The organism is Chitinophaga flava (genome assembly GCF_003308995.1).
GTDB lineage: Bacteria > Bacteroidota > Bacteroidia > Chitinophagales > Chitinophagaceae > Chitinophaga > Chitinophaga flava.
Window position 1 is genome coordinate 1493709 of record NZ_QFFJ01000001.1, and the last position, 13556, is coordinate 1507264.

The 13556-nt window shown below is 48.6% G+C and carries 8 protein-coding genes; 5 read left to right on the forward strand and 3 right to left on the reverse strand.

Annotated elements, in window-relative coordinates; genetic code table 11:
* The first annotated feature begins 82 nt into the window (after nucleotides 1–82).
* The 5 genes from DF182_RS05900 (at nucleotide 83) to DF182_RS05920 (ending at nucleotide 7653) form a co-directional block, all read left to right on the forward strand.
* Nucleotides 83–709, forward strand: a complete 627-nt coding sequence (locus DF182_RS05900) for a hypothetical protein (RefSeq protein ID WP_113614733.1) — start codon at nucleotides 83–85, stop codon at nucleotides 707–709.
* Nucleotides 710–799: 90 nt separating this feature from the next.
* On the forward strand, nucleotides 800–1933 hold the full coding sequence (locus DF182_RS05905; RefSeq protein ID WP_113614734.1) for an AAA family ATPase: 1134 nt from the start codon (nucleotides 800–802) through the stop codon (nucleotides 1931–1933).
* Nucleotides 1930–2658 carry a hypothetical protein gene (locus DF182_RS05910; protein ID WP_113614735.1) on the forward strand — a complete coding sequence of 243 codons (729 nt, stop codon included), beginning with the start codon at nucleotides 1930–1932 and terminating at the stop codon, nucleotides 2656–2658. Before DF182_RS05905 ends, DF182_RS05910 begins: the two co-directional genes overlap by 4 nt.
* A gap of 10 nt (nucleotides 2659–2668) precedes the next feature.
* Nucleotides 2669–5032, forward strand: a complete 2364-nt coding sequence (locus DF182_RS05915) for a hypothetical protein (RefSeq protein ID WP_113614736.1) — start codon at nucleotides 2669–2671, stop codon at nucleotides 5030–5032.
* Nucleotides 5029–7653, forward strand: a complete 2625-nt coding sequence (locus DF182_RS05920) for a hypothetical protein (protein WP_113614737.1) — start codon at nucleotides 5029–5031, stop codon at nucleotides 7651–7653. Before DF182_RS05915 ends, DF182_RS05920 begins: the two co-directional genes overlap by 4 nt.
* On the opposite strand, the gene DF182_RS05925 is transcribed toward DF182_RS05920, so the two are convergent.
* From DF182_RS05925 to dnaK, 3 genes are all read right to left on the reverse strand, one after another.
* Nucleotides 7650–8666 carry a dipeptide epimerase gene (locus tag DF182_RS05925; RefSeq protein ID WP_113614738.1) on the reverse strand — a complete coding sequence of 339 codons (1017 nt, stop codon included), beginning with the start codon at nucleotides 8664–8666 and terminating at the stop codon, nucleotides 7650–7652. The genes DF182_RS05920 and DF182_RS05925 overlap by 4 nt on opposite strands.
* Nucleotides 8641–11268 carry a 4-alpha-glucanotransferase gene (locus tag DF182_RS05930; protein WP_161964070.1) on the reverse strand — a complete coding sequence of 876 codons (2628 nt, stop codon included), beginning with the start codon at nucleotides 11266–11268 and terminating at the stop codon, nucleotides 8641–8643. Before DF182_RS05930 ends, DF182_RS05925 begins: the two co-directional genes overlap by 26 nt.
* Nucleotides 11269–11365: 97 nt before the next feature.
* Complete coding sequence (gene dnaK, locus DF182_RS05935; RefSeq protein WP_113614740.1) at nucleotides 11366–13270, reverse strand: molecular chaperone DnaK; 1905 nt, start codon at nucleotides 13268–13270, stop codon at nucleotides 11366–11368.
* Nucleotides 13271–13556 lie beyond the last annotated feature (286 nt).

Consider the following 13556-nt stretch of genomic DNA (forward strand, 5'->3'; position numbering starts at 1 on the left):
GCTAGGATACTAGTATTTTAGCGGTTTTTTATTACTTTGGCCGGGAATGAGTCCCGCACGCGTGGATTGACAATAGCAACCTATGATTCTATCCTCTTTTATAACCACCCTGGTCCAAGATGGACAAGTGACTATTGCCGCAGTGGTTAATCCTTTTTCCTCAGATGACCTGGCAGATGCCAATAACCTATTGCTGGAATATTACCGGAATGATTTAACTGATATGCCCGGACAAGCACCCGGATTTGACGCTGATGCCGCTATGTGGGCAGCACAGTTTGTTTACCGGGCAGCACAGCTGATCATGCTACGGCATATTGATGAAAACGGCGTTTACCAACTGCTACCCCTATACGATATTGCCACTCAACCGGATGCTGTGTATTCGGCCGACCTCTGTCTCCGCTACCTGCCCGACCTGCTCAGCCTCGCGAAAGGCCTGGCACCTGCAGACCCGCTTGTAAAACGTATCACCCAAATAGCCGCCCAATGGCCGTTTTCCTCTACCGGCATGAATATCCTGCCAGACATCCCGGTAAACGTTATTACCAGCCATCCGTCGTTGTTACAGGCTTATACCGACCGGATCATCGCCAGCAAGGACGCCGCCAGATGCAGTGAACCAATGGTCATGACAACCGTAAAAGCCTCTCTTGGAAATTATGCTGATCTGCTCTGGCCCGGATTCCACGACAGTTTCAGAGATTAACCACAAAATAGCGCCGCAGCACCCCGAAAAAATTTTACATTTAAACCGAAAAACCACCCTTGCAAGGGATAGACGCTATACTATATTACTATGAATGAACTACTGGTTGATAAACTGAATGATGTACTACAGCAACTGAAACGGACATTTATCGGGAAAGATGATATTATTGATCTGATGGGCATCTGCCTTGCCGGCCGCGAAAACCTGTTCCTGCTGGGCCCTCCCGGCACCGCCAAAAGCGCCATGGTAAGAGCACTCGCCGCCAGACTGGATGGCCGGACCTTTGAATATCTCCTGACCAGGTTTACAGAACCCAACGAGCTTTTTGGACCTTTCGATATACGCAAACTAAGAGAAGGAGACCTTGTCACCAACACTGAAGGTATGCTGCCCGAAGCCTCTTTTATTTTTCTGGATGAACTCCTCAATGCCAACAGCGCCATCCTCAACAGCCTGCTGATGGTACTCAATGAAAGGATTTTCCGGAGAGGAAGGGAAACCAGACAACTGCCAGCCCTCATGATTGTTGGGGCCAGCAACCACCTCCCCGAAGATGAAGCCCTGCAGGCTTTATACGATCGCTTTCTGGTAAGAGTGAAATGTGATAACGTAGATCCGCAACAGTTATCCGCTGTACTGCAGGCAGGCTGGAGCATGGAAATGGCTGCTACCACCACCCCCGGCATCAGCAGCGACGAAATACTCCAGCTCCAGCAACAGATCGGACAGGTTAATCTGGACGACATCCGTCCGGCATATCTCACCCTGATACAACAACTCCGGAATGCAGGTCTGCAGGTATCCGACCGCCGTGCAGTAAAACTGCAGCGGTTGATCGCTGCCAGCGCCCTCATCTGCAAACGCAGCACCGCCCGTATATCTGACATGTGGGTACTACGCCATATCTGGGATACAGAAGAACAGCAACCTATCATCAGCGCCATCGTGAATGAAGTGGTCAACAAGGATACTGATCCTGAAAAGGAACATCCACGCGCCCAACACAGCGGCCTGCCTGATGCAGATGAAATCTATAAAGAGCTGCAGCAAATGACTTCCCAATGGGACGACACCACCGTAGGCCCCGCCGAAAGAGCAGCGATCAAAGACCGGCTGCGTTATCTCAACGGGCGCTGTGAGTGGATTTCCAATGAAACTCAACGTGGGTTTGTGATGCAACCGATTGATGCCCTGTGGAAAAAAATCATGCAGGAATCATGAAGCCCGTACTGACAGAAACGGTGCTGCAACTGGCAGCCACGCAGTACATGGCCCTGGGACAGGTCCGTTGCCTGCCGGGATTAACGGCTGCTACCAATGCACACTACATCTGGGTCAGGGGTATCCCTGTCTCCGACAAACCGCATCCGCTAATACAACAACTGCCCACACTGTGTACCTGGCACCTGGACGATCACAACAGACTCTTTAAAAAAGGAAGTCTAACGCCAACGGATACACTCAATACATCCTTATCATGGAAGCCGCTGCCTCAGCTGCTGGAGATTGAGTTGCCCACATCTCTGCTGCCGCAGCCCGTATTACAGCAATACCCGGTGAGACTGGTACCCTCGGCTACCACATCAGAAGCGACGGCCCTGCTGACCAGTCTGGACACCTGGCGCAGCTATGCGGAAACAGCCCCGCTGTCAAGGCTACAACGACTGACATTTGCAGCAAACGCACAAGGTCGTGTATTGATCTGTGGCACTCCACTTCCGGCGATACCCGGCCAGGCATTTGTACAAACTCAACAACTGCTGCTACCCGCAGGATTCGACTTTGATCCCCCTGGTATAAAAACACTGATAGCCCAACAACTGGACCCGCAACAGGAACATCAGCTGCTGTTTGATACCACCGGTAACTGGGAGCGTATCCCGCAGCATGCGTTTGTTCAGGCCACCAGACGCGGTATACGCGCCACCCAATCAGATCCTGCGTAACATAAAGTTTATGATCAATTATTTTGCATTCACCAACAACTACTGCTGGCAATGGAAAGAAAACGGCAATATCATCGAGTTCCGGGACGGCTTTACCATTTGTTATACCGATGCATTGCTCAAGATACTGCAGGAACTCTCCTTCCAGGGCTGGCCTCCATTGGGCAGTGTATTGCTGATACTATGCGCCTGTAAAGAAGATCCCTTCAATTTTGAACTGACCATCAAACAACTACGGGAACAAACACAAGCTTTCTATGCCAATGAGCCATCTGAGGAAACCAATGACATGCTGCTGGCCGCTATCCGCCTGTTGGAGCTGATCCATACTTTACCTCAGAAACTACGCGCAGAAGACAAAAGAGGCTTGTTACTGAAAACGCTGTTTGCAGGCATCTCACCGCAGGTCAATAGTGCAGATGCTATCAGGGAGTTACAGTTGTTTTATAAACATCCTCATCAGAGTAATAACACGATCGCCTATACGCTGAAGAAAGATCTTTCCTGGCTGTACCGTGCCAGCAAACGGGTGACCGACATGCCAGCCCTGCGTATGCTGCTGGAAACGAGTATAGAAGAAATACCGGCTCCTTTACCATTAACATTGCCGCCACCTGCCGCTACTGACCTGCTCACTTCCCTGAGCGAATACGAACAGACAGCAGGCATCAGCAGACTGGCCAAACATATTCTGGCAGCTATACATGTACCAATGCATACCCACAACAGTGGCGACCGTTCACTGGGTGGTATCTCCGACATCACCAACAAAGGGACTTATGACCGATTGCTGTTGAGTGAACTGGCACAGGATGATACTGTACTGACAGCCCGGCTGGCTAATAACGAAGCACTTTATTTCCGCCGGGAAGAGCTTCCCTCTCAACGTAAAAAAAAGGCGATCATCCTCATAGATATCACACTCAAAATGTGGGGTACTCCCCGCGTATTCGCCATGGCTGCAGCACTAGCCTGCCGTGAACAACGGAACAAAGATTCCGCTGTTCACACCTGGATGATGGGGGGCCTCCATGCGACTGCTGTAAGTCTTGATGACCGTCAGGGTGTAATACATGCTTTAACCTTGCTGGATGATCGTCTGGAGCTTGCCCCTTCTTTGTCTGCCTTTTTACAAGAGCGTTCCGAAGAAGGAGAATATTATCTGATCACCAGCGAACAACAGTCCCGGCACCCGGCCTTACAGCACATACTGGCTGCTCATCCCCACCCGGTTGATTTTCTGTTGACGGTTGACCGCAATGGCGCTTTTCACTGTTATCATTATTCAGGTGGCAGAAAAAAAATGATCAGCCATGCATTGTTTGATCTGGAAGAAATATCAAAATCTTCTTCCTCTCAAAATTCTTCCGGAAAAATAGATCATTGGCTGAATACCAATCCTCCATTGCGTTTCGCAATCACTCATATGAAAAATGAGCCGGGGAACCATTTCAGAAAAGATCCTAAAGGTGATAGCTGTATTGTCAGCATTACCCGTGATGGCCGTGTACAATACCGCGATGCCTTTACACATTATAATGTACAACAGTTTGGTGCGCTCGAATCCTGCCCTTTTATTGAACAGGGAGAATATCACATCCTGTTTACAAGCCTCCAGGAATTCAGCATACTGGTTAGTTCACCATTTTCTCCTACACTGATTCTATACCACTTCTTACAGAAGGATATAACGTTTACGTATAAACGCATTGAAACAAAGGCTATCGTCGGTAAGTATACGGTGGTCACCCGGGACGGCTATTTCTGCCTCTATCCGTCTCATTGGCTGCTGCACGGCACCACCGGGAAACTGGAACACAACCTGGACAATCGCCAGCCCAACGCAACAACACTCGGACTTGCAGCGGCTGCATCCCAAAAAAAAATATTCAAAGAACTGAGCAAATGTTACTTTGCCATGCCTGCCATCAATGATATCTTTATCAGTACAACCGGAACACTGGTACTGGAACAACGGAGCCTGTATCTGGATACTGATCAAAGCAACGACGAAGCACAGCTCCGGTTATCAGATAAAAAAGAGACCACGGTTGGCCGGCCCCCGCTATACAAGAAGCCGGAAACCTTTCCATTACCCGGCAATCCCAACATACTGCTGACCCGTTTTAAATGGGCCGATGGCAGCGAGATTATTGGTGATCCGCGAGGATTCATTTATCTCCACAGCTCTGACAAAAGTATTCCGGACATTGCGATTGTTACCGTTCTGAACCGCCGCCCTACAGCAGCCTGGGCAGACGACGGCGTCTTCTCCGGTAATCCATACTTCCAGCTGGAACCCAATACAGACATCCTGCCCATGCAGGATTTTTACAGTAAATATATTCTCCGGTTTATAGCTCAACTACGATGAAAATAACACTGGGCCTACAATATACTTCCGTTCCTGCCATCGCTGAAGCAGCCTTTATTTACGGCGATACAGCCGGCATTTGGTTACAGGAAATTGATCGCTGGCAGATGCCCATGGAAATACTGACGGCATTACCAGTACCACAGCCTCATAGCGCTGAAATAGCAGGACTGCTGGTATTGTTCAATCACGCCGTACCGCCTTTCCCGGAACGCTTGCAACACCCTTATCAACTGCTGGGTCACAAATTGTTCATCCCTGCCAATGCTTCACTGACACCTGTTATGGAAGCGGCCGAACTACAACAGCTACTCATCTGGGACTGGCAGGTATTTCATCCCAGCATCGGATTTATCGGATATGATAAAGAACAACTACTCCCGCTGACTTCCTTGCTGACTTTTCCGGCGCCATCAACGAATAGTTGGGAGCAGGCCCGCATAGGAGCCTTTACAGCTCCGCCGCTGCAAAAGATCATGGTATCTGACACCACGCCTGAAATCATTTTCGGAGAGGCGCCCCAACAGGTAGGGAATACACCTCTGAGCGATATTTTTCCATCACAAGGTCCGGATGCTCCCGATACAGGAAAATCCATCTTCAATAAATTATTATCGTTTCTCTCCGGTAATAAAAATACTCCGGCTGGCCCTTCTAATCTGGAACAACGCAGGCAGCAGGAACTGGAACGATTAAATGCACTTTTCGATACAGATACGGATGAAGCACTCAAGTATGCGTTGCCGTTAGACAGTCCCTATCTGTCCAGAAAAAGCGCCGATCAGCCTTCTTCCTCCCTGCAGCGTCGGGATACCAACTTCTCCCTGGGCAAACTTGGCGGCACAGGAACTACGGACTATTGGAATATGGGCAATTACCACGAGACGCTTAGAGAGAAATATGTGAAAGCAGCGCTTGCCGCTTTGAATGCACGTGATTACCGCAAAGCCGCCTACGTATATGCACACCTGTTAGGCGACTATCATATGGCTGCACATGCGCTGGAACAAGGCCATTATTACCGGGAAGCCGCGACATTATATCTTGAACATCTGAACAATAGCTCCGCGGCAGCCGGGGCATTCGAAAAAGGAGGACTGCTGCAGGAAGCTATCGAAATATATATCACACTCGAACAATTTGAAAAAGCCGGAGATCTGTATGTCCGGCTCGAACAACCGGAAAAAGCCGATCAACAGTATCAACAGGCCATCGCGTTGTTACTGGATAATAAAAATTATTCCGGTGCTGCGCAACTGGCATTAGAGAAGCTCGGGGAGCCGGAACAAGCCAAACAATATCTTCTGACGGGATGGACCACATCAGGATGGATGTCCGGATCTACCCACACAGGATTACTGGAGCAGTATTTTCAGTTATCAGCCGACAACCTCAGGGAAGCGTTAGAGAACGTATACCGCGAACATACGCCGGCAGCCCGCGAAACAGATTTCCTGACCGTACTGAAAGATGTGACCACAGTACATTCTGACAGCGATATCAGAAATTTTGGCATTGATCTCGCCTATGAAATTATCAGTAAAAAAATCCAGGCCAAAGAGCCGGAACAGCTGCATCTCTTAAAACATTTTCTGCCGGGAGATAAATTACTGGCAGAAGATATTAACAGGCACACCAGCGAAAATAAAATTGTTCCGAAGCAGCTGAAAGCAGAAAAGATACTGTCGTTTGCAACAGATGTACGATGGCTGGGAGGTCTGCAACTGCCCGACCAGCTGCTGTTTCTGGGCTTTGGGGAGAAGGGCCTGTACCTGCTGGATTTTGATATGGCCGATAACTGGTATTACAAGTTATGGGAAGGAAGAATAACCACTCCACCGGATATAACGATGATCTATCAGCGTGATGGAGGTGAATATATATACCTTCTCGGACAAACAGACTTCCCGATAAAAGAGAAGAGCAGCACTCATCGCAATAACACCGGCAATAGCTTCACGATTCAAAAGCCGGACTGGTTGCCCACCAGCGGATTGGTGGCGCTGCTCATTCAGAAGAACCTGACTATTACTGTCTGTATCAATAACGGTGTATTATCTCTCATGCGGTATATGCAAACAGATAACTTCCCTCTTTGCGGCAACCATATCTGCAAACTAGATGATGTGCCCATCAGCAGTGTACAATATAATGGCAGGGTACAGCAGCTGGAGTATAACACGTATTACTACTTTTATCTGGGCACAAAAATATTTACCGTTGCCATAGATGGCACCAGCACAGCCACCCATGACCTGGGGGCTGAAATACTGCATATGAGCACCCTGCACATACTTACCACTGTAAAGCTGGCGGTAGCCACCACCAAAGGACTAGTGATGGTTTTCCTTTCCGGTAAAAAGATGTTATGGAAAAGTGATTATCTAACGGATAAGATTACACGTAAAACAGTATTAACCTGGCTTCCGGATGAAAGGCTGGTAGCAGGTATAGGGAAGCTGGTGATCGTTTATGCAAAACCAGGAGGCAACCGGGTAAACAGGATAGCCAGATTTACCACGGCCGCCTCTGTGTGTGCAATCACAAAGATGCCCAATCCTCAACAGATAAGCATCCTGGAAGAAAACGGAAAATTCGGTATATACGATCTGCCGAATTAATATTGTTTGAGTACAGCACCTACTCCAGGCCTGTCGGCATAGAGGATATGGCCGTTTTCAATACGGATACCATCGGCGGTATCTTCAGCGAGCAACAGTGGCCCGTCCATATCTACATAGTCGAGCAGCGGCAGCAGATGTGCTACAGCTGAAGTGCCCACGGTGCTTTCATTCATACTGCCGGTCATTACCTTCATGCCGTACTGACGGGCTTCTTTGATCATACGCAGCGCGGGTGTGATACCACCACATTTGGTGAGTTTGATATTGATACCATGGAAATAACCACGGCATCTGGCTACGTCCTGCTCTACAATACAGCTTTCATCGGCGATCACTGGCAGGACGGATTTTTCAAATACCACTTTCATCCCGTCACGGTCAGCAGCCGGCATCGGTTGCTCTATGAACTCAACGCCCAACTCTTTCATGGCAGCGGCGTTGCGCAGGGTCTCTTCTACTCCCCAGGCACAGTTGGCATCTACCCTGAACACCGCGCTGGTGTGTTTTCTCAGCTCAGTGATGATGGCGATATCTTCCTGTGTGCCCAGTTTAATTTTATAAATAGGCCATGGAAATTCCTGTAGTTTCTTCACCATATTTCCGATGGTGTCTATCCCGATGGTATAGTCTGTCAGCGGGTTGTGGGAGATATCGAGGCCCCAGACTTCATACAGCTTTTTATTTTGTTGTTTGGCATAGAGGTCCCATGCGGCCAGGTCCAGTGCACAAAGCGCAAACATATTATCCTGCAGCAGCGGATAAACATCCTGCCAGAAAGCTTCCGGTGTGGTAAGGGTATAGTTTTCGATAAACGGGCGATGGGCATTGATAGCTTCCATCAGCCTTGGCACGGTCATGTTGTAGTAGGAATTGTCTGCCGTTTCTCCGAGCCCCGAAAGGCCGTCCTGTTGCAGTTCTACTACCAATAAGGGTTGTACATCTTTTGATTTGCGTGAAATAGTAAACGTATGGTGGAATTTCAGCTCAAAAGGATAAAGTGTGAGTTTCATAATCGTTAATTCCCTTGTTAATTCTGTATCTCCAGTAATGTTGTGTCACCGCGGGGATATTGATCCTTTCCTTATCCGGGTGTTGGTCCGGGATATGGCCGGCGGCGGCCAACAGGTCTTGTATTTGAAATATACGCCACATGGCGTTAGCGTGCAAGTGTTGGTTGATAATTTCCTTTATCAGTGCGGTGTTGGCCTGACGGGGAGGTGTATTGGCATGCCCTAATACCTGTCGGTAAAATTTCCGTGAGATGCCTGCATCCTCTTCCCACCATCCTCTGATAGTGCTCATGTCATGGGTAGAAGGCGTCAGCACAGAGAGATACGGTGCCTGCGAAATTTCGGCAAAGGACCTTCCGACCGCTTTGGGCATACGTTGTACTTCCAGGCCCAGGATGCCCTGTTCTTTCATCACACCGTTTACACAATGAGGTACCATACCCAGATCCTCCCCGCAGATAAGCATACGGGTAGCCCTTCTGATCAGCGGCAGCTTATGCATAGCCTCTTTACGCCAGCGGCTTTCCTGTCGTACATAAAAATAATGATGGTACAGTTCCAGCAGGCGCTGACGGGTAGTTTCGTCCAATGCGGCGAAGGAAGCCGTGGAAGCCAGGTCGTACCGGGGATGATACATCACCCGTTTTTTATCGGTAACCTTTATCAGCAATACATCTGCAATCAGCTTAAACAGGGCTGTTTCCACCGCTTCCGGCAACTGCAGGTCCTTCACCTTGCGTTGTGTATCGCAGTGAGGAAGCAATGCATAGTTTCCGTTGTCCAGTGATTGCAGGTAACGGTCTTTGATAATGCCGGCATAGCTGCCAAAGGCCAGGTCCAGCACTTCTTCTGTTATCCAGGGATTGCAGAAACGGTCTTCATCAAAATTAATTCCCCTTTGCAGCAGTTCTTCCCGGCTAACGGGAATGGCTGGATGAAAATAACCCAGTAGTCCCTGTACAGCATGTGCCGGTATCTGCCAGATACGGAAGAAGCCAAGAATATGATCGATACGGAAGGCATCGAAATATACGGACATATGCCGGAGGCGTTGTTGCCACCATTCATAGCCGTCGGCAGCCATTTTTTTCCAGTTATAGGTAGGGAAGCCCCAGTTTTGACCTTCTGCTGTGAAGCTGTCCGGTGGTGCACCGGCCTGTACATCCATATGATAGAGGCCGGGATTCATCCAGGCATCCACGCTGTAGCGGGAGATACCAATAGGGATGTCTCCCTTCAGGGCAATGCCCTGCGCGTGTACAGCTTCCACCGCGGCAGACAGCTGCCGGTGCAGGTGGTACTGCACAAAAAAGTGATAGTGGGCTGCTTCCGCAGCAGCGCTGTCTTCTATGACAAAACGGTTAATCTCCGTATAATCATATACGTTATACTCCGGCCATTGGGAGAAATCGCTTGTCTGATATTTATCCCGCAGGTGGCAGAATACGGCATAAGGCAGCAGCCAATGTTCGTTGGAGGCAAACCATTGCCAGTAGGCCCTTGTCTCCAGCTTCTCCCCTTCCGCATCATATAGGGCTTTCAGATAAGCCAGTTTATAGGAAAGGACCGTTTCATAGTCTACTTCATCTTTTTCGTTCAGCCATTGCCGTAAGGAATGAAACTGTCGTTGCAGTGGATGAGTGGCCGGCAGTTGTCCGACGTCCTGGAGGCGTATGTATTGCGGGTGGAGTGCAAAAGCAGAGGTAGCTGCATAGGGGTAGGAGTCGCGCCAGGTATGGGTGCTGATGGTATCGTTGACCGGCAGCAGCTGTATCAGCTGTAACCCGCTCTGACGGGCCCATTGCGCCAATGGTACCAGGTCTGCAAATTCTCCGGTACCAAAGCCTTCCCGGCTGCGCAGACTGAATACAGGCACTGATACACCGGCTCCTTTCCAATGTGGATAACCTGTTCTCACAAACTCATCATGTAGCACAGTTTGCCGGCCTGGTGCTACCACATTGAGTAACTCCCGGTTATGTCCCTGCTCATATTTTTCAAAGGTGCAGGTATCGAGATTATAGATACCATATTTGTATTGTATAGATGCTGGTTGACCGGTAAGGTCGAGGGCAGCAGCAAACCAGCCCTGGGCATCATATTGCAGCAATACCGGTTCTTCCGCGTTCCAGTTGCCCAGCGGAGGTACATTACCCAACAGGCAAACTGTTTTGTTTACAGGCAGTAAAGGTGCCTGTACGCGGAACACATGTGTTGCGGACGTTGTTGTTATTTTCTGTTCCGGGCGCTGGAAAAAAACGCGGGTAAAAGGGGCTGTCTGCCAGGCGTTCTGGGGCTGTGCGGCATAATTCCAGGTATCGATAAAAACCAATTCATCTGTACCAGGTTGCAGCAGTATCTCCCTGACACCACCTTCATAGGTTATTTCCTCCAGCTCTTTCAGGATATACTGATATTGCAGCAGCAGAGGCTTTTCCAGTGGTACATCTATGGTGGCGCCCCACCATTCATCGTTGAGCCATTGCAGGCGGCAGGCCTGATGTGGCACATCATTGCCCAGCGCAGAAATGTTTCCCAGCAGGTAAAGTTCCTGCCCGTAATGAGTGTGGTAACGAAGGTAAAACCGTATTTTCTGATGCATCTGTTCCCTGGCTAAGCGGGGACAAAATAGCAAAAAAAAAGAAGACATAACAGGAGGTCCTGTTATGTCTTCTTCTATTATGTGATAGCTAGTGCTATTATTTTACTTCTTCAAACTCGGCATCAGTTACACCATCACCGCCACCGTTAGGCTGACCTTGTTGTTGGCCGGCATCAGCAGTAGCGCCTTCCGGCTGACCCTGAGTAGCTTTGTATATTTCTTCAGAAGCAGCTGTCCATGCAGCTTCCAGTTCAGTAGTAGCAGTATCTATCTGAGCGATGTCCTGAGATTTGTGCGCTTCTTTCAGCTTGTTGAGGGCTGTTTCGATCGTTGCTTTTTTATCAGCAGGTACTTTATCGCCGTATTCTTTCAGTTGTTTTTCTGTCTGGAAGATAAGGCTGTCTGCTTTGTTGAGCTTTTCGATTTTTTCGCGTTGTTCTTTATCGGATGATTCGTTGGCTTTCGCTTCCGCTTTCATCTTTTCGATCTCATCTTTGTTCAGACCGCTACCAGCTTCAATCTTGATATTCTGTGTTTTACCGGTGCCTTTATCTTTGGCAGTTACGTGCAAGATACCGTTGGCATCGATATCGAAGATAACTTCGATCTGCGGAACACCACGTGGAGCCGGAGGAATATCACCCAGGATGAAACGACCCAGTGTTCTGTTCTGGTTGGCCATTGGCCTTTCACCTTGCAGAACATGGATTTCTACGCTAGGCTGGTTGTCAGCGGCAGTAGAGAATGTTTCAGATTTTCTGCTGGGGATAGTGGTGTTGGATTCGATCAGTTTGGTCATTACACCACCCATGGTTTCGATACCCAGTGACAGCGGAGTAACGTCCAGCAGCAGTACATCTTTTACTTCACCGGTCAGTACACCACCCTGGATAGCAGCACCTACGGCTACTACTTCGTCGGGGTTTACACCTCTGTTAGGTTTTTTACCGAAGAATTTTTCTACCACTTCCTGAATTTTCGGGATACGGGTAGAACCACCTACGAGGATGATTTCATCGATCTCGGAAGTATTCATTCCGGCGTCTTTCAGTGCTTTACGGCAAGGCTCCAGTGTTCTTTCCACCAGGCTGTCGCTCAGCTGTTCGAATTTAGCGCGGGTCAGTTTTTTCACCAGGTGTTTAGGAACACCATCTACTGCAGTGATATAAGGCAGGTTGATTTCTGTTTCAGAAGAAGAAGACAGCTCGATTTTAGCTTTTTCAGCGGCTTCTTTCAGGCGCTGCCATGACATTGGATCTTTGTGCAGGTCAACCGCTTCGTCTTTTTTGAACTCGTCGGCCAGCCAATCCATGATCACTTTATCGAAGTCGTCACCACCCAGGTGGGTATCACCGTTGGTAGATTTTACTTCGAATACGCCGTCGCCCAGTTCCAGGATGGAGATATCGAAGGTACCGCCACCGAGGTCGAACACAGCGATTTTGCTGTCTGTATGTTTTTTATCCATACCGTAAGCCAGTGCAGCTGCGGTAGGTTCGTTGATGATACGACGTACAGTCAGACCGGCAATTTCACCGGCTTCTTTGGTAGCCTGACGTTGCGCATCGTTAAAGTATGCAGGAACAGTGATAACTGCTTCTGTTACTTCCTGGCCCAGGTAATCTTCGGCCGTTTTTTTCATTTTCTGCAGGATCATTGCGGAAATCTCCTGCGGCGTATATAATCTGCCATCAATATCAACGCGGGTGGTGTTGTTATCACCTTTAACCACTTTGTAGCTAACGTGACTTAATTCGTTGGACACTTCGTCAAAATGACGGCCCATGAAACGTTTCACTGACATAATGGTGTTAACGGGGTTGGTAATAGCCTGACGCTTTGCAGGGTCACCTACTTTCCTTTCTCCGTTTTTCAAAAATGCCACTACTGACGGGGTAGTTCTCCTTCCCTCATCATTGGCAATAACTACCGGTTCGTTACCTTCCATAACGGCAACGCATGAGTTGGTAGTTCCTAAGTCAATGCCTATTATTTTTCCCATAGTATTAAGATTCTCCTTTAGTTGTAAGTTAAAAGTCGTATTTGTCTTAGGTTTGTCAATGATTATGCCAAGCAAAAAAATATGAAATTATGTCAGTCTGCTGCCCTATATTTGAAAAAATGATTTGATTATTTGCATATTTAGTCATTCCACTGACCCGACAAAATGACGAATATGCCAACCTTGAACAAGTAGTTACCCGTTCTAACCTCGCCTTCCTTTAGTACAGCTATTCATCTCTGCACCTGCGTTCAGATTTTATCAAACAAGATCATTGTTTAACCTA